The following is a 17,702-nucleotide window of genomic DNA, read 5'->3' as shown; positions in this document are numbered from 1 at the left end:
CGCACAGTGGCAAATGGTCCCTTGGCTGATGTCGTGAATGAAGAAGAGTTTGCCCGTCTGTATGGGACGGGCAAAGCTCAGGTCTTGGCCAAAACACTGGTTGCAGACCTCGATACACCGGTATCCGCCTACCTGAAACTCGCACGGGGCGAGCGTTACTCCTGCCTTCTGGAATCCGTTGAAGGCGGCGAGACCCGGGGCCGTTATTCCATCATTGGCCTAAGGCCAGACCTCGTGTGGCGCACAGAAGGCGACAATGTCCGCATCTGCCGGAATGCCGAATATAGCGACACCTATGAAACTCTGGCCGAAAAACCACTTGAGAGCCTACGTAGGCTGCAACAGGAAAGCCTGATCGATCTTCCCCATCCCTTGCCCCCAATGGCCGCGGGCCTCGTGGGTTATATGGGGTATGACATGGTCCGGCAGATGGAAAAGCTGCCAGCCGCCAAGCCAGACCCGCTCGGCCTCGCCACCTCCATCTTCATTCGCCCGACGATTATGGCGGTGTTTGATAGCGTCACGAACCTCATCACTCTCGTAACCCCGGTTCGTCCTAGCTCCGATATGTCGGCAAATGAGGCGCAAAAAGCTGCCGAAGCGCGACTTGATTCCATGCTGGACCGGCTGGAGGGCCAAATCCCGCTGATGCCATCAGTGGCTATGCCGGAAATGCAGGAAGCTGTATCCAATACCGGGCGCAAGCGTTTCTACGACATGGTAGAAAAGGCGCAGGACTATATCCTTTCCGGCGACATTTTCCAGGTGGTACTGAGCCAGCGTTTCTCGATGCCGTTTGAGTTGCCGCCCTTCGCGCTATACCGCGCGCTAAGGCGCACCAACCCGTCGCCGTTCATGTATCACCTCGCCTTTGAGGATTTCGCCATTGTGGGTTCAAGCCCTGAAATTCTGGTGCGCCTGCGGGACGGTGAAGTGACAATCCGCCCCATCGCTGGCACCCGCAAGCGCGGCGCGACGCCGGAAGAAGATATTGCTCTCGCGGAAGACCTGCTTTCGGATCAGAAAGAGCTGGCAGAGCACCTGATGCTCCTCGACCTCGGTCGGAACGACGTTGGCCGGGTCGCCAAACCGGGCACCGTGAAAGTTACTGCGCGCAATACGATTGAGCACTACTCCCACGTCATGCATATCGTCTCCAACGTGGTGGGCGAACTGGACGCAAAACGTTTTGACGCCATCGATGCCCTCTCTGCAGGTTTCCCGGCAGGCACAGTCTCTGGCGCCCCCAAGGTTCGCGCCATGGAAGTGATCGACGAGCTTGAGGTGGACGCCCGTGGCCCCTACGCAGGCAGTGTCGGTTATTTCAGTGCCGGCGGCGACATGGACACCTGTATTGTACTGCGCACCGCCATCGTCAAGGACGGCGTGATGCACGTTCAAGCAGGTGCCGGCGTTGTCGCAGACAGTAGCGCAGAATCTGAGTTTCAGGAATGTGAGAACAAGGCGCGCGCGCTTGTCATGGCCGCCAAGGAAGCCCTTCGTTTTGCGCGTTCAAACCGCGGCTAGGTCGCCAGCGCCATAAAGCTGTCCAGCATTTCATTGACGTAGAGCCCATCTGAGGCAGTCGCATATCGCGCATACGGTGCGCCTTGTAGGCGCGCGACAAGCGCCGCAGGGCCGTCAGACGCCTGCGACCACTGACCATCCATCAAGGTCACCGGTTCGCCGCTTTCGTCGTATTTGCCAAGCGTGCGCCCCCGCAGCCACAGGCTACCGAGTTCGCCATCAGCCCTGATCTCAAAACGAGGGCCGGTCATCTCTGCGCTCGCAAAGATGCGAACAAGCGCGCCCCCGCTGGCGGTCGCAATGGCTGTACCGCCCACATCTGTGTCATAGCCCGCCTTATAGCGAAGCACACATGCCCTGGGCTTCAGTCTGCCAGCAAGCATGGTAGCAACATCAATGGCTTGTGAGGCGATGTCCCCGAATGATCCATAGCCGAAACGCGCGCGATCGCCAAACATGGGCCAGTCATCGAGCCAGCCGTCCAGACGCCCGGTGTGCCCGAACGAAAGCGACAGATGTTTCAGCGCCCCGATTTCACCCGCTTCGATCAAGGACTTCAGGTTCAGCATCAAGGGATTGAGGCGCGCGAAAAAACCGACCGCAAACAGGTCACCAAAGGGTGCCGCCAACTGCGCAAGTTCGCGTGCATCGGTCGAATCCAGCCCCAGTGGCTTGTCGATATGAACAGCCGGCACTTTGCCTGCACAAGCCGCGACGAGAGCCTTGTGGTCCCTTGTATCGCTCGTGATGATAGCCAAATCAGCGTTGGGGAGGTTTTTAGTATCTGACAAAACCGGGGCACTCAGTTTTTTCGCCATTGCCCGAACGTATTCGGCTTCCCTGCCCCAAACACCGACGACCTCCAGATCGTCCCGATTTGCCAGGAAGTCGCTATTCCCGCGAATGTGGCAATGTTCGCAACCCAGAACCAGAATCTTGAGGCTGCTAATGTTCATATCCTGCCTCGCGATTCTCTGTTAGCGACGCGTGCCGTGCAGCCTCCTCTCGCGCCACGAGCTGGCTGATGGGGACTAAAGTAACCTTGGTCCCGTCCGCAGACTTCTCCCATTTCGCGAGCGTTTCGAGGGTCACTTCATAGGGATGACCAATGGCGACAGCATAGCCGCGCAGCTCTGCAATACGTTCAGCTTTGGCAAGCTGCTCCAGAATCGGCCCTTCCTCACGAACGTTATCCAGGAATATATCCCGCGCGATATAGGGCACACCGGTCGCCTTTGCTGCCCGCACGCCAATGCTTTTTGGCGATGTCAGGCTATCTAGGAACAACCGGCCATCATGACGCAGCCGCACCATTACCCGCACCATCGCGCCCGCATCCTCTGTAAGCGCACTACCCATATGATTATTGATGCCAACATAGCCGTTAAAACGCTGCAGATTCCATTCCAGTCGCCTCGTGAACTCCTCGGGCGCAAGGCCAGTCAACAGCGCATTGGTGCCCGGGTCCGCGTCCTGGCTTCGGGGCTGCATGGGCATGTGCACCATCAGTTCATGCCCTGCGGCGCGCACAAGGCGTGTCTGTTCAGGCAGGTTGTCAGCATATGGCAGGTAGGCAAGCGTATATGGACCGTCCATTTTGGCGAGTGTATAGCTCGCCTCCTCCGCCAACCCTAGATCGTCGATCACGATGGCAAGCATCGGCTTGGCGCTCTCGGCCCAGTGTGCCGCAAATAGCCGCCAAGCGGGTTCTGGTTGGATCGGGGCGGGTTTTGGTTCTTCCTTTTCCGGCAACTCAGGCTTTGTGGGCATTTCCTTCATCGGAACCAGACGGTCGATGTCGTTGATCGGCATCTCCGAGCTCTCGCCGTTCATGGCCTCAAGGATGGCGACAACTTCAGCATCCGTCGCACCATTCTCAACCGAGGGAGCGACCTGATCTTCTTCCTCGAGAACCAGTAAAAGCGCGCCAATGCTGGCTGCCACAACACCAACATAGAGCACGACGGCAAAGCGCTTGAAACGCTGCCAGGGTGACCTTGGTTTGTGACTGTCATCGTGAGAATTTAGATTTTTTTGCCTGAACACGCTCTGGTACTTCAATTATTCTTGTGCCTGCCGCTTTTTGGCGCGCTCGCGCCCGTCCGCCATTGACATTCCCCCCGAAAGCCGCATTGTCCAAATGTTTCAAGAATCAGGGACTTTGTTGAATGTATATTCTGATCGATAACTACGACAGCTTTACCTACAATTTGTACCATTATCTGGTGGAATTGGGGGCAAAAGTTGACGTGTGGCGTAATGATCAGATCACCGTTGCCGAAGTCGCAGCAAAACGCCCAACCGGCATCATCATCAGCCCCGGCCCCTGCACCCCGAATGAAGCGGGCATTTGCCTTGAGTTGATTGATGCACTCAAAGCTGACATCCCTATGTTTGGCGTGTGCCTGGGCTTCCAGAGCATGGGGCAGGTTTTTGGTGGCAACGTATGCCGCGCGCCTTATGTGATGCACGGAAAAACCAGTTGGATTACCCACACCGGCAAGGGCGTTTTCAAAGGTTTACCAAGCCCTTATGAGGCAACGCGCTACCACAGCCTGATTGTGGAGCGCGACAGCATGCCTGACTGCCTTGAGGTGACAGCGGAAACTGACGACGGCCTTGTGATGGGCCTGCAGCACAAGGAATTCCCACTGCACGGCGTACAATTCCACCCTGAAAGCATCGCGTCCGACCATGGTCACGCACTCCTCAAGAATTTCCTGACGATCTGCGAAGGACGATAAGCCCATGTCAGACCTCAGACCTATCCTCGCGAAACTCGCTGACGGCGCTGTGCTTGATGCGACTGAGGCCGAGCAAGCCTTTGAAATCATTATGTCTGGTGCGGCGGACCTCGCGCAGATGGCCGCCTTCATCATGGCACTACGCCTGAGGGGCGAACAGGTCGATGAAATCGTGGGCGGTGCCCGCGTCCTCCGCACCAAAGCAGACAAAATCAAGGCCCCTGTGGGCCATATCGACACCTGTGGCACAGGTGGTGACGGTATCGGAACCTACAATATTTCAACGGCTTCCGCGATTGTCGCCGCGGCCGCTGGTGCCGTGGTTGCCAAACATGGTAACCGGTCAGTCTCGTCCAAGTCGGGGTCGGCGGATGTATTGATGTCCCTCGGCGCCAATCTGGAAATGACGCAGGCCGCAAATGAAGAATGCCTGCGCGAGCATGGTTTTGCTTTCATGTTTGCACCTTCCCACCACCGGGCCATGCGCCACGTGGCACCCGCACGCGCAAGTCTTCAATTAAGAACAATCTTTAACCTATTGGGGCCACTAGCAAATCCTGCACAGGCAAAACGTCAGGTACTTGGTGTTTTCGATCGAAAGTGGCTACGCCCGATGGCCGAAGTTCTGCAGAAACTCGGCAGTGAGCATGTCTGGGTGGTGCATGGTAGCGATGGCCTTGATGAGGTGACGGTCACCGGCCCCACATATGTTGCAGAACTCAAGGACGGCGAGATCACCGAATTCGAAGTCAGCCCGGCCGATGTTGGCCTGAACACCAGCCATATCAATGCCTTGAAGGGTGGCGATGCAGATGTAAATGCGCAGGCGATCCGGGATCTCCTGGACGGCCAGCCATCCGCTTATAGGGACATTGTGCTCATGAACACCGGGGCAGCGCTGGTGGTTGCAGGACTTGCCGGCAACCTGCAGGAGGGTGTGGACAAAGCGCGCGCGACAATCGACAGCGGTAAAGCAAAAGCGACGCTAGAGCAATGGGTTAGCTTCACACAGGCCCATGCGCCGGAGAAAGACGATGCGTGATATCCTCGCTGAAATCTGTGATCGCAAACGTGAACATGTTGCGGAGGTGAAATCCCGAATTCCGCTGTCCGATCAAGAGGCTATGGCCGCTGAGGCCGAAGCGCCACGCGGTTTTATAACCGCGCTCAAGACAGCGCGGGCAGCGGACCGCTATGGTTTTATCTGTGAAATCAAGAAGGCGAGCCCTTCCAAAGGCCTGATCCGGCCCGATTTCGACCCGGCCTCACTCGCTGCAGCCTATGAAAAAGGCGGCGCTTCCTGCCTGTCTGTGCTCACGGATATCCCTTATTTTCAAGGACATAACGACTATCTGAAGGCCGCAAAGGCCGCGTGTGCGATACCTGTGCTGCGGAAAGACTTCATGGTTGACCCCTATCAGGTCACCGAAGCACGTGCCTTGGGTGCGGACTGTATCCTCCTCATTATGGCCGCATTGGACGACAGCCTTGCCGCTGAACTTGAGGACGCCGCGCACGGTTACGGCATGGATGTCCTGATCGAGGTGCACGATGGCCCTGAGCTTGAGCGCGCACTTAAATTAAAATCTGAGCTAATCGGCGTAAACAATAGAAACTTAAAGACAATGGAGGTGTCGATAGAGACCACATTGTCCTTGGTTCCCACCTATGCTGACAAACGAATTGCGGTCGCGGAGTCCGGCCTCGCGACCGCTGATGACCTCGCGCGCTGCGCTGAAGCAGGCGCTGGTTGTTTCCTGATTGGCGAGACCTTCATGCGCCAGGCGGATGTCACCGCCGCTGTACAGGCACTGCAAAAAACAGGCTGAAACTGACAGCCATTCCGTGCAAGACTATTGAAAATAGCCTCCGCACACTGTGCACGAAGTGTGCGGAATGTGTGCGGAGACTGTGCAATAAATTGTGCGGTTTTCACGGCAAGAATACGGAGCCCCAATGAGCGATAAACTCAGTCATCTTGACGACAAGGGATCGGTCCACATGGTCGATGTTGGCGACAAGAATGTGACCAGCCGGATCGCTGTCGCGGAAGGCTATGTTGAGGCAGAAATCGCAACCCTAGACCTTGTTTTCAAGGGCGAGCTGCCCAAGGGTGACGTGATCGCGACGGCAAAACTCGCAGGCATCATGGCCGCCAAAAAAACCAGCGACCTCATCCCCCTATGCCATCCGCTGCCCATCACTGGCGTGAAGATGGCCATTGAACGTGTTTCAGACACCCGGGTGCGCATAGAGGCGCGGGTCAAGGTCTCAGGCCAGACCGGCGTGGAAATGGAAGCGCTGACAGCGGTCAGCGTAGCCGCCCTCACCTTCTATGACATGGCCAAGGCGGTCGACAAAGCCATGCGGATCGAGGGGATTCGCCTGCTCAAAAAAGAAGGTGGCAAATCAGGCACCTATGAAGCCAGTTAAAGCCGGGAACATCATGATCACTGTCGAAAAAGCCTTTGAACGTATTGTCATGAATGCAAAACCGCTGACCACGGAACGGGTTGCGGTGGCCGAAGCCTCAGGTCGCGTACTTGCCGCCCCCCTTGCAGCGCGCCGCTCACAGCCCGGCGCGGACCTCTCCGCCATGGACGGATACGCGGTCAGAAGCGCGGACCTTACGGGCGACATGCGGGAACTGTCAGTTGTCCGTGAAAGTGCAGCAGGTGCGCCTTACGAGCATGAATGCAAGGCAGGTCAAGCCGTCCGCATCTTCACTGGCGCCGTGGTGCCGAAAGGCGCGGACCAGGTGGTTATTCAGGAAAACGTTGAAGCACGTGACGGCCGCATCTTCACCCGTGAAGCCGCAGAACCTCACAAGAACATCCGCGCCATGGGCATTGATTTCCTTGAAAAACAGGTAGTGCTGGACGCCGGCACTTTCCTGACGCCCAAGTCGCTTGGCCTCGCCGCATCAGCTGGGCATAGCCACCTGATGGTGCACCGCGCACCGCGTGTTGCCATTCTCGCCACCGGCGACGAACTGGCAGACCCAGCCAAGGCAAGCTTCGCGCCGCATGAGACTGTCAACAGCACCGCGCCCCAGCTTATGGCCCTGTTCCGCGACGCTGGCGCTGACTGCAGCTATATCGGGCAAGCAGGCGACAGCCTCAAGGCGCTGCAGGACACGATCAAGAAAGCCAAGGGTGCAGACCTTCTCATCACCCTCGGCGGCGCATCGGTGGGCGACAAGGACCTGATGCAACAGGCCCTGGCGCAGGAAGGCATGAGACTCGATTTCTGGAAAGTTGCCATGCGCCCCGGCAAACCGCTGATATTTGGCCAGATTGGCGACATGCGCGTGCTAGGCCTGCCGGGCAATCCGGTATCCGCCTTTGTTTGCGCGCTGCTGTTCGCAAGGCCGCTGATTGACCAGTTGATGGGCCGACCAGCACCACTGCCACAGGGTGTACCGCTGCCGCTGGCGGCTGATATGCCCGCAAACGGCCTGCGCCAGCATTATGTTCGTGCACGCCTCATCGGTGTGCCTGGCAGCCGCGCGCTCGACCCCGCTGTCGATCAGGACAGCAGCCTCCTCACTGTGCTCGCGCAAAGTGACGGCCTTATCATCCGCGCACCAGAGGCACCGGCCGCCAAAGCGGGTGACTTTGTTCCGTTCCTGCCTTTCTGACCGTCAAAAAGCCGCATGTTCCCATGAGGCCTTGACAATCAGCCAAAAGGTGAACTAAAAGAGAACATACCGAAAACAAAACGCGGAGAGAAGCGATGCTCACGGCGAAACAGCACCAACTGCTTGTATTCATTCAGGAACGACTGGCAGAAAATGGTGTGTCCCCGTCTTTTGACGAGATGAAAGATGCCTTGGGCCTCAAATCCAAATCAGGCGTGCACCGGTTGGTGAATGCGCTTGAGGAACGTGGTTTCATCCGCCGCATGGCAAACCGTGCCCGTGCGCTTGAAGTGATCAAGATGCCGGAGAAACCCGCGACAACGACCGCAAGCAATGTGGTTGCCGGGAATTTTGGCGCGAGCCCGAAAGCAGCCACCCCGGCCCCGCAGGAAGATCACAGTATCGAAATACCGCTCCATGGCCGTATCGCAGCTGGCACACCCATCGAAGCGCTTGAGAACCGCGACAGCTTTGTTTCCGTCCCCCACGGCATGCTTGGGCGCGGCAACTGTTATGCGCTTGAGGTCTCTGGCGACAGTATGATTGAGCTTGGTATTCTGGACGGCGACACTGTGGTGATTGAAAGCACTGAGGTCGCGCGCGACGGCGAAGTGGTGGTGGCCCTTGTCGACCGCGAAGAAGCAACGCTCAAGACCCTGCGCCGGAACGGCCGCTTTATTGAGCTGGTGCCAGCGAACCGTGACTATAAAACCCAGGTGCTGGAAGCCGACCGGGTGAAAGTCCAGGGGCGGCTTGTGGGCCTTTTGCGTACCTACCACTAGCTTTCAGGCAAGTGGGCGATAGTTCCACCTCGATAGTTTAAAAGAATTTCAAAAGGCCATGGCGCGTATCAGTGCCACGGCCTTTTTCCTTGGGGTTTTGACCAGCGGAACGTCATGGCCTCATCTTCGCCCTCGGAGTAATAAACCGCAGCCACGCCAAAACGCTCAAAACTTTCTTCATAGAGATACACGCCGCTGCCCGCGCAGTAACGGTGCCAACGGCGTGGCCCCACCACAATATCGCCCGCAGCACACGCCTGCCTGAGCGCGGACATGGATTTAAGTACAGTCACGTAGCGCTCCCCGCCAAGGCCAGTGCGGCAGGCGCTTGCATCACAGTGGCGGTGCAACACCCCGGCCGCTGGCTCCTGCGCAAGGCCCCAGTAGCGACGCCAGTTCTCGTCCCGGTAGCTGTCACGCCTGCCGCCAATGATCAGTAGCCTGCCGGACGCCTGATCAGCACGGGCAATCACCCTGCCCTGATTGTCCACCATCACGTCTGCAACTGGCCCAAAAGGCAAACAAAGCAGCGCTATATAACCAGATAGCAATATAATGGAGGCGATGCGCTGCCGAATGAGCAGAAGAGCCGCAAAAACCATTGACGCGACAATCAGATAAAGCTCGCCGGGTGCGCCTGCGCGGTACACAGCATAAGGGAATGCCGCGAAATAGTGCGCGAGTTGAATGACTTGGTCGAGCCCAACCCCAAGCGCCCACACCGGCCACTCATGGAGGCCAAGCGGCATCAGGATGATACTGATAAGCGCAAGCGGCATGATCGCCGCGCTCATGATCGGCACCACAACGATATTGGCAATGATGCCGATCAGCGAGAGTGTCTGGAAATGGTAAAGCGCGAAGGGTGCAATCGCCACCTGAGCCACAAGGCTGGTGAAGCCCATGAAAAAGAGGAAACGCAAAAATCGTCGGATCAGCCCTGCATCGCCGCGTGTAGTCAGACCGCGCCGTGACAGCACTTCATAGACAGCCACCAGTGCAGCCGTCGCCGCAAACGACATCTGAAAGCTGACACGGAGAACAGCTTCAGGCCAGATGACCAGCACCGCAAAAACTGCTAGCGCAATGGACCGGAGCGACATCACTCGCCGGTCAAACAATACCGCAAGCAGCGCGACACTGATCATGATAAAGGCGCGCACCGTGGCAATTCCCATACCTGAAAGCAGCAGGTAACAAATGGCGATAACCCAAGCGACGACGGCAGCCACCTTTTTAGGCCGTACCCTCAAGGCGACCGACGGAAATGCAGCCACCAGATATTCAATGACAAAAAACGCCGCGGCGGTAATGAGGCCCATATGAAGGCCCGAGATCGCGAGAAGATGGGCAAGGCCTGCATCGCGGATAGCCGCCGCCGTTTCTTCACCGATGAAATGCCTATCGCCAACGGTCAGCGCGACCGCAACAGCGCCGGACTGCCCCGGCAAGAGCCGCATCAGCTCATTGGATATATGGTCACGCAGCCTTTCTGTCGTCCGGGTAAGTGCTGATTCCGCCAGCACATCATCGCCAAGAACAGTGATCGTGGAAGCGGCATAACCTTCGGCGCCAATGCCCTGAAAGAAGTCAGCCCGGCCAAAATCATAGCCACCCGGCACCACGGGGGGCGACGGCGGCGTCAGGATCGCCTTCAGGCTAATCCGAGTACCGCGCTCCAGTTCTTCAGGCGCCCTTGTTCGTACGATCAGGCGGATACGGCTTGGAAGCCCCGCGGTTTGCTCATCGAGCCTCAGTGGCACGACATCGAGCCGCGGTGCCCGGTCTGGCCTTCGGTCGAACGCCTCGACGATGCCTTCAATGCTGACAAAACGTTCCTGAGTGAGCTTGGGCGCGCTCACCAGTTGCACGCGCAGGCTGGAGAGCGTAAGCGCAAGTATCGCCACCATCAGCAACTGCGCAGGCAGTGATCGCCACGCGCGGCGAATAGATACCAGCAATACTACAACGCCAAATATTGCCAGATTACTCGTGAATGCAGGGGGCTGGAACGAAACGGCAATATAGAGGGCACAAACGGCGCCAAATATTGCAGCGCACAGTATGATGCGCCATTCGCCGTGCAGGTGTTTCGCGGCACTGTTCGCGGCCCGATTTAGAGGGCGCGACATTATGTCGTGTGCGGCACGCAACACATTGGAAACACGGCCCTTCAGGTTCATGACACCCTCAACCTGCCAGTATCCCGAACTGCCATTTTGCCTTGCCCCCTCGACATCCCCGCATCGTCACCACATATGTGTCCATACCGACGCCCATTAGATAATTTTTTTTGCGCTGCGGCAATTTGTGTTGTCAGAAAACTTGTGCTACAAGCCTCTCAAGCTTTCTTCACCGACGCCACCAAACATTTCCGGCGTTGGTATTTTGTTTGAAACAACAAAGGTTTAGTTCCTGAGCATGCAAAATGACATGCCCAAAGTGGTAACGCGGTTTGCACCGTCCCCAACCGGCTTCCTCCACATCGGCGGCGCCCGGACAGCCCTTTATAATTGGCTCTTTGCTCGCCACCATGGCGGCGACTTCCTGCTGCGTATCGAGGATACGGACAAGAAGCGCTCCACCGAGGAGGCGATTGACGCCATCCTCAAGGGTATGCGCTGGCTTGAGCTTGACTGGGATGGCACCGCCATCAGCCAGGCATCACGTGCCGACCGCCACCAGGATGTGGCGCTTGAGATGCTTGCGAACGGCAAGGCTTACCGCTGCTACGCCAGCACGGAGGAGCTCGCGGAAGCACGCGAGACTGCCCGCGCTGAGGGCCGCAACTTCCGCGGTGACCTGTGGCGCGACCGCGACCCGGCTGAAGCGCCTGAGGGCGCACCCTATTCTATCCGTATCAAGATGCCCCGCGAAGGCGAGGTGACGATCCATGACGCGGTACAGGGCGATGTGACGGTAAAGAATGCGGAACTGGATGACATGATCATCCTGCGCTCCGACGGCACGCCAACTTATATGCTGGCTGTGGTGGTGGACGACCATGACATGGGTATCACCCATATTATCCGCGGCGACGACCATCTGAACAACGCGTTCCGCCAGTATCAGATTTTTGAAGCCATGGGCTGGGATGTGCCGGTGTTCGCGCATATTCCGCTTATCCACGGCATGGACGGCAAAAAACTCTCGAAGCGCCATGGTGCGCTCGGGGTTGAAGCTTATGAAGAAATGGGTTTCCTGCCGGAAGCGATGCGCAACTATCTGCTGCGTCTCGGCTGGAGCCACGGCGACGATGAGATCATCTCGACCAAGCAGGCGATCGAGTGGTTCAACCTCGAGAGCGTTGGCCGTGGGCCCGCGCGCTTCGATTTTGACAAGCTTGATAACCTCAATGGCCACTATATTCGCGAGTGTGATGCAGAACGCCTCTTGTCAATTGTGAAAAGCGGACTAGAAAATACTCTGGACCGCGCGCTCGAGAGAGCCGAGATTGATCGGTTGAGCCGCGCCCTGCCCGCGCTCGCCGAACGCGCCAAGCGCCTTCCGGAGCTTGTCGAGAGCGCGTCTCTTTTTTGTAACACACGCCCGTTAGAGCTAACGGAAACTGCCGCCAAGCAACTGACAGACGATGTTCTGCCCGTGCTTGAAAAAGTGGCGAAAGAATTGGAAGCCGTCACCGAGTGGAATGGCCCGGTGATTAAAGCTGCCATTATGTCTTTTGCGGAAGCAGAAGACCTTAAACTTGGCAAAGTGATGCAGCCGATAAGGGCCGCCGTGACGGGAGGGAAACAGTCCGGCGACCTCGTTGAGACCCTGGAGATATTAGGCCAGGACGAAACGATCGGCCGCTTGAGGGACCGCGTTGCCGCGTAATCCTTTGATCTGCCTCCTGGGGGGTGGACAGTTGAATTTTGAGAAGGAGTAAGGACCATGTCTAATGATCCCCTTAAACTGGCCGGCGCCGGTGCTGACGTCGACCTTCCTGTTATGGAGGGGTCTGTTGGTCCAAAGGTAATGGACATCCGGAAGCTTTATGCACAAACCGGTATGTTCACCTTTGACCCGGGTTTTACGTCCACAGCCAGCTGTGAATCGAAAATCACCTATATCGACGGTGAAAAAGGCGAACTGCAGTATCGCGGTTACCCGATCGAGCAGCTCGCTGCCAACAGCGATTTCATGGAAGTTTGTTATATCCTCCTGTTCGGCGAGCTGCCGACCAAGGCGGAAAAAGAGAAATTTGTCCATGACATCACCCACCACACCATGGTGCATGAGCAGCTTCACCGCTTCTTCACCGGCTTCCGCCGTGATGCACACCCGATGGCGATCATGGTTGGCGTTGTTGGTGCACTGGCTGCTTTCTACCATGACAGCACGGACATCAACGATCCGCACCAGCGCATGGTGGCAAGCTACCGCCTGATCGCGAAGATCCCGACCATTGCAGCGATGGCCTACAAATATTCTGTTGGCCAGCCGTTTGTTTACCCGCGCAACGACCTGTCGTACGCCGGTAACTTCCTGCACATGATGTTCTCGGTGCCTGCAGAAGAATATAAAGTGAGCCCGACGCTTGAAAAAGCCATGGACCTCATTTTCATCCTGCACGCCGACCACGAGCAAAACGCGTCCACGTCGACCGTGCGTCTCGCAGGCTCTTCGGGCGCTAACCCGTTCGCTTGTATCGCAGCTGGCATCGCTTGCCTCTGGGGTCCGGCACACGGCGGTGCCAACGAAGCTTGCCTGAACATGCTTCAGGAAATCGGCACTGTGGACCGTATCCCGGAGTTCGTGGCACGCGCCAAGGACAAGAGCGATCCGTTCCGCCTGATGGGCTTCGGTCACCGCGTTTACAAGAACTTCGACCCCCGCGCGACCGTCATGCGCGATACCGCACACAAGGTTCTGAAAGAACTGGGTGTGGATGATCCGCTGTTTGACGTTGCGATGGAACTTGAGAAGATCGCCCTTGAAGACCCCTATTTCGTAGAGAAGAAACTCTACCCGAACGTGGACTTCTACTCCGGCATCATCCTCAAGGCGATGGGCTTCCCGACCGCCATGTTCACCGTGCTTTTCGCCCTCGCCCGTACCTCGGGTTGGGTAGCGCAGTGGAAAGAGATGATCGAAGACCCGACCCAGAAGATCGGTCGTCCGCGTCAGCTCTACACCGGCGCGCCGAAGCGCGACTATGTGCCGGTCGACAAGCGCTAAGCTTTCGACACAAGACAATACGAAAGGCCGGTCATTTGACCGGCCTTTTTTTTGCCTGATAAATACCGCCCGCCCTAACCAATCATCGCTGACACCTACGAGCACAAAGCAATAAAAAAGGCGGCCCGTGGGACCGCCTGTTTCACTGTCTAAGCTGTGAGCCTTGGACTTAGTTGCCGCCGAGCATCGCTGTAAGCTGGGCTTCCGTGGCAAGTTCGCCATCGACGTAAGCCTTGGCGTCAAATTTCCACACAGCCCCCCGGCCGCGGATTTTGACAAGCTTCATCTCAAGCCGGTCACCAGGCACCACCGGGCGGCGGAATTTCGCGCCGTCGATTGCCATGAAGTAGACCACCTTGCCTTTGGCGTCATCGCCGAGGAAGTCGATGGCGAGGCAGCCGGCGGTTTGCGCCATGGCCTCGAGGATCAACACACCCGGCATAACCGGCTTCTGCGGGAAGTGACCCGGGAAGAACGGCTCGTTCATCGTGACATTCTTGATGCCAGTACCGCTTTCGCCCGGCACGATATCAACAACTTTGTCCACCAACAGGAACGGATACCGGTGCGGTATCAGTTCCATGATTTTTTCGATATCGAATGTCATCATTCAGCCCCTTGGATGACTATCCGCTTACTGCTTTTTCGGCTCAGCCGGTGCAGCGTCAGCCGCTGGTTTCGGCAGGTTGTTGAGCACAACGTTCGGCAGCTCCGCGTCCAGCTTCTCAATGAACTGGGTCGTCACGTCGATACCGGCAGCGGCACCAAGCAGGACACGCTTCGGCATGATAACCTGTGCGTTACGCTCTGCAAGCAGGCTGCGGATAACCGGCTGGCGCGCGCGCTCAACCTGTACCAGTGCTTCCTGACGAAGTTGGTCAAAGACATACTCGAGCTGGGCCAGTTCCTGCTGGAAGCGGATGTAAGTACCCTCGAGCTTCTTCTTCTCTTCTTCGTATTTGTCGTTGCCAATGATGGCTTTGCGCTTCTCGAGGTCAGCGAGTTGCTGCTCAAGCGCACCACCACGGGTTACCATCTGACGGCGCTGAAGGATGCTTTGGCGCAGCTCGTTGGTCTGAAGGTTGAAGTCTTTGTATGCGGCAGCTTCACGCTCCACACGCTCGTCATCGACCGTGAGGATCTGAGCCGACGCGCCTGCTGTCAGGCCAATAGTGGCCATCACGGCGAGTACGCCAAATTTGAAAGATTTAAACAACTTACCCATTTTTCTATCCCTATGATCTATTTTTAGAATGTCGTACCGACATTGAACTGAAGGGTTTGTGTGCGGTCGCCAAGCTGCTTGGAAAGCTGCTTCGACAGGTCGATCCGGAACGGACCGAAGGGCGACTGCCACGAGAAACCAATACCAAGCGAAATCCGCGGCTTGGCGCTGTTGCCCGACAGACAGTCGAGGTTCAGGCCAGAGAAATCGCTCTCTGCTTCTGCCGCATCAAATTCAGCCTGCGTGAAGGTACACGCCGGAAGCGTATCTTCCTGTGCCCGGAACAGCGAACCAACATCAAGGAACGCCGAGGCGTTGATGCCGCTTTCAAGTGCTGCGTCACCAAGCGGGAAGAAGAGTTCACCGCGACCGATATAGTAGGCCGTACCACCAAGCGCATAGTTGTTGCGGAAGTCACGCGGACCCATACCGGAGGTATCGAAACCACGGATACGTGGGCCACCGATAAAGAACTTGTCCGATAGGCGTACATCCTGGCCAATGCCGTTGATGATACCGGCTTCACCGCCAAGGCGGAAGGTCCAGCCTTCCCAAGGCGTCCAGTAGTTATCAGTCGTTACGCTCGAACGAAGGTAACGCACGTTACCGCCGAGGCCCGCAAAGTCCTGACTGAAGTAGAAGTTATGACCACGTGTCGGACGGATAACGCTGTTCCGCGTATCGAAACCGATGGTGTAGCCAACGATCGACTGCCAGCGTTTGCCAACCGATTCAGCGTAGCTTGGCGGCAGCGCAATCAGGCGTTCGTCAACATCAAGGGTACCATCGCCGTTGGTATCATAGTCGAGGTCATCAACTACGCCGTCGCCGTTGTTGTCATAGAAGCTGACACGGCGGTCAATCTCATCCTGATCGGTCAGGCCATCAGTGTAACGAGCTGTTCTGAACGAGTTATAGTAAGAACTGATACCACTTTCCGTGATGTTCACATCGTCCTGACGCAAGGTGTAGCGCGTGGACAGGGTCCAGTACTCGTTGACCGACATACCGCCACGTAGCGAGAAGCCGTAGGACGTGGTAGAGAAGATCGAACCATATTCGGTCGAATCAATCTCACGGGCGAAGAGGTCAAAGCCTGCCGCAACGTTCCGGCCACCGAAGTATGGCTCGGTAAAGCCGAGGTCGATTTCCTTACGAATGCCCGACATCCGAAGACCAAGGCGCAGGTCCTGCCCTTTACCCATCAGGTTACGTTCGCGGATCGAGAAGTCGAAGATGAAGTTCTCCAGGCTCGAGAAACCGGCACCAAGGTTCAACTCACCCGTTGCCTGTTCTTCGACCTTAACGTCAATGACCATGCGGTCCGGCTGGCTGCCCTGGATTTTCTCCATCTCGACTTCACGGAAGAAGTTCAGACGGTTCAGGCGGTTCTCGGACCGTTTCACGAGTGCAGAGTTGAAGGCATCACCTTCCTGCAGGCGAAACTCACGGCGGATCACACGGTCAAGCGTACGCACATTACCGGTGATGTTGATACGCTCAACATAGACACGCGGTGCATCAAGTACGCGGAAGGTGATATCAATCTTGCGGCCTTCACGGTCCCGCTTGATGGTTGGGCGAACGTCCACAAACGCATAGCCCAGAAGGCCAGCGGCGTTCGAGAGGGATTCGATCGTCTTCTCAATCGCTTCCGCGTTATAGGTATCGCCTTCACGCATAAGAAGGAAGGCACGGAACAGGTTGACGTTCACGTCGCGGATTTCACTTTCCACGTCGATCTTGCCGAACTGGTAAATCTCGCCCTCTTCCACCGTGAAGGTGATGAAGAAGTCTTTCCGGTCCGGTGTCAGCTCTGACACGGCGGAGATAGTACGGAAGTCAGCGTAACCTTCGTTGAGATAGTGCTGCCGCAGTACCTGCTGGTCATAAGCCAGACGGTCAGGGTCAAACGTGTCGTTCGAGGTGAAGATTTTCCACCAGCGCGCCTGTTTGGTCGCCAGCACATCACGCAGGTCACCGTCCGAGAATTTCTCGTTACCGATAAATTTGATCGAGCTTACCTTGGTCTTCGGGCCTTCCTGAATTTCAAACAGGAGGTCAACGCGGTTCTGCTCCAGCTGAACCACCTTGGGCTCGATGATGGCAGCAAACCGGCCAGAACGGCGGTAAAGCTCAAGCATACGCTGAACGTCGGAACGCACCTTGGCGCGGGTGAACACCATACGCGGACGAAGGCGGACTTCTTCCAAAAGGTCTTCGTTATCGAGGCGCTTGTTGCCCTCGAAGACCACGCGGTTGATGATCGGGTTCTCAACAACGCGAACAAGAAGTGCACCCTGCACTTCCGAGAGCTCCACGTCGGAGAAAAGGCCAGTTGCAAAGAGTGTCTTGAGGCTTTCGTCAAGCTTTACAGGGTCAAACGGATCGCCAGGGGCGACAGAGAGGTAGGACGCAATCGTCTCAGGCTCAACGCGTTCGTTACCGACCACACTAATCTGGCGGATGATTGGTACCTGTTGTGCAGCCGGTTGCTGTGCCTGCGCTGGCACAGAAAACGACATTCCCCCTACGGTGAGCGCAAGAATAAAGCGCCACGTCAACGACATCTTAAATAAACGCAACTTTTCAGCCCATTCTTA

15 protein-coding genes are annotated in these 17,702 nt (G+C 56.9%); 9 read left to right on the top strand and 6 right to left on the bottom strand.

Annotation, left to right across the window (positions count from 1 at the left end):
* Positions 1 to 21 precede the first annotated feature (21 nt).
* Positions 22 to 1,527 (top strand): anthranilate synthase component I, encoded by a 1,506-nt coding sequence (gene trpE, locus B150_RS0105630; protein WP_020398916.1) that lies wholly within the window; start codon positions 22 to 24, stop codon positions 1,525 to 1,527.
* Here the strand turns inward: trpE and B150_RS19860 are convergent.
* Both B150_RS19860 and B150_RS19855 read right to left on the bottom strand, forming a co-directional pair.
* On the bottom strand, positions 1,524 to 2,483 hold the full coding sequence (locus B150_RS19860) for a Gfo/Idh/MocA family protein (RefSeq protein WP_081611338.1): 960 nt from the start codon (positions 2,481 to 2,483) through the stop codon (positions 1,524 to 1,526). The genes trpE and B150_RS19860 overlap by 4 nt on opposite strands.
* The gene (locus B150_RS19855) at positions 2,473 to 3,471 is read right to left on the bottom strand and encodes a divergent polysaccharide deacetylase family protein (RefSeq protein WP_162139654.1); all 999 of its coding nucleotides are present in this window, start codon (positions 3,469 to 3,471) and stop codon (positions 2,473 to 2,475) included. The genes B150_RS19860 and B150_RS19855 overlap by 11 nt, the downstream gene beginning before the upstream one ends.
* A gap of 224 nt (positions 3,472 to 3,695) precedes the next feature.
* Here B150_RS19855 and B150_RS0105615 point away from each other — a divergent pair, with 224 nt between their 5' ends.
* The 6 genes from B150_RS0105615 to lexA all read left to right on the top strand — a co-directional run bounded on the left by B150_RS0105615 (position 3,696) and on the right by lexA (position 8,693).
* Entirely contained in the window at positions 3,696 to 4,271 is a 576-nt protein-coding gene (locus B150_RS0105615; protein WP_020398913.1) for an anthranilate synthase component II, read from the top strand.
* A 4-nt stretch (positions 4,272 to 4,275) separates the two neighbouring features.
* Positions 4,276 to 5,313 (top strand): anthranilate phosphoribosyltransferase, encoded by a 1,038-nt coding sequence (trpD, locus tag B150_RS0105610; protein ID WP_020398912.1) that lies wholly within the window; start codon positions 4,276 to 4,278, stop codon positions 5,311 to 5,313.
* The gene (gene trpC, locus B150_RS0105605) at positions 5,306 to 6,100 is read left to right on the top strand and encodes an indole-3-glycerol phosphate synthase TrpC (protein WP_020398911.1); all 795 of its coding nucleotides are present in this window, start codon (positions 5,306 to 5,308) and stop codon (positions 6,098 to 6,100) included. The genes trpD and trpC overlap by 8 nt, the downstream gene beginning before the upstream one ends.
* A 127-nt stretch (positions 6,101 to 6,227) precedes the next feature.
* Complete coding sequence (moaC, locus tag B150_RS0105600; RefSeq protein ID WP_026168223.1) at positions 6,228 to 6,704, top strand: cyclic pyranopterin monophosphate synthase MoaC; 477 nt, start codon at positions 6,228 to 6,230, stop codon at positions 6,702 to 6,704.
* Positions 6,705 to 6,717: 13 nt separating this feature from the next.
* Complete coding sequence (locus B150_RS0105595; protein WP_025896174.1) at positions 6,718 to 7,911, top strand: molybdopterin molybdotransferase MoeA; 1,194 nt, start codon at positions 6,718 to 6,720, stop codon at positions 7,909 to 7,911.
* A 95-nt stretch (positions 7,912 to 8,006) separates the two neighbouring features.
* Positions 8,007 to 8,693, top strand: a complete 687-nt coding sequence (lexA, locus tag B150_RS0105590; RefSeq protein WP_020398908.1) for a transcriptional repressor LexA — start codon at positions 8,007 to 8,009, stop codon at positions 8,691 to 8,693.
* Between the two features lie 68 nt (positions 8,694 to 8,761).
* Here lexA and B150_RS0105585 read toward each other — a convergent pair whose 3' ends face one another.
* Positions 8,762 to 10,825: a ComEC/Rec2 family competence protein gene (locus B150_RS0105585; RefSeq protein WP_238322440.1), complete on the bottom strand. Its 2,064-nt coding sequence runs from the start codon at positions 10,823 to 10,825 to the stop codon at positions 8,762 to 8,764.
* A gap of 301 nt (positions 10,826 to 11,126) precedes the next feature.
* On the opposite strand from B150_RS0105585, the gene gltX reads away from it, so the two are divergent.
* Both gltX and B150_RS0105575 read left to right on the top strand, forming a co-directional pair.
* The gene (gene gltX / locus B150_RS0105580; protein ID WP_020398906.1) at positions 11,127 to 12,530 is read left to right on the top strand and encodes a glutamate--tRNA ligase; all 1,404 of its coding nucleotides are present in this window, start codon (positions 11,127 to 11,129) and stop codon (positions 12,528 to 12,530) included.
* A gap of 57 nt (positions 12,531 to 12,587) precedes the next feature.
* Complete coding sequence (locus tag B150_RS0105575) at positions 12,588 to 13,874, top strand: citrate synthase (protein WP_020398905.1); 1,287 nt, start codon at positions 12,588 to 12,590, stop codon at positions 13,872 to 13,874.
* A 169-nt stretch (positions 13,875 to 14,043) separates the two neighbouring features.
* Here B150_RS0105575 and fabZ read toward each other — a convergent pair whose 3' ends face one another.
* Genes fabZ through bamA form a run of 3 tightly spaced genes read right to left on the bottom strand, consistent with a single transcriptional unit; the run spans position 14,044 to position 17,624 of the window.
* Positions 14,044 to 14,481 (bottom strand): 3-hydroxyacyl-ACP dehydratase FabZ, encoded by a 438-nt coding sequence (fabZ, locus tag B150_RS0105570; protein ID WP_020398904.1) that lies wholly within the window; start codon positions 14,479 to 14,481, stop codon positions 14,044 to 14,046.
* A gap of 27 nt (positions 14,482 to 14,508) precedes the next feature.
* Positions 14,509 to 15,099, bottom strand: coding sequence for an OmpH/Skp family outer membrane protein (locus B150_RS0105565; RefSeq protein WP_020398903.1), 591 nt, complete (start codon positions 15,097 to 15,099; stop codon positions 14,509 to 14,511).
* Positions 15,100 to 15,122: 23 nt separating this feature from the next.
* Positions 15,123 to 17,624, bottom strand: a complete 2,502-nt coding sequence (gene bamA / locus B150_RS0105560; RefSeq protein ID WP_020398902.1) for an outer membrane protein assembly factor BamA — start codon at positions 17,622 to 17,624, stop codon at positions 15,123 to 15,125.
* Positions 17,625 to 17,702 lie beyond the last annotated feature (78 nt).

Origin of the sequence: Kordiimonas gwangyangensis DSM 19435 = JCM 12864 (assembly GCF_000375545.1) — a bacterium.
Taxonomy (GTDB): Bacteria; Pseudomonadota; Alphaproteobacteria; order Sphingomonadales; family Kordiimonadaceae; genus Kordiimonas; species Kordiimonas gwangyangensis.
Note: the sequence above shows the minus strand (reverse complement) of the source record. Positions and strands in the feature narration are given on the sequence as shown.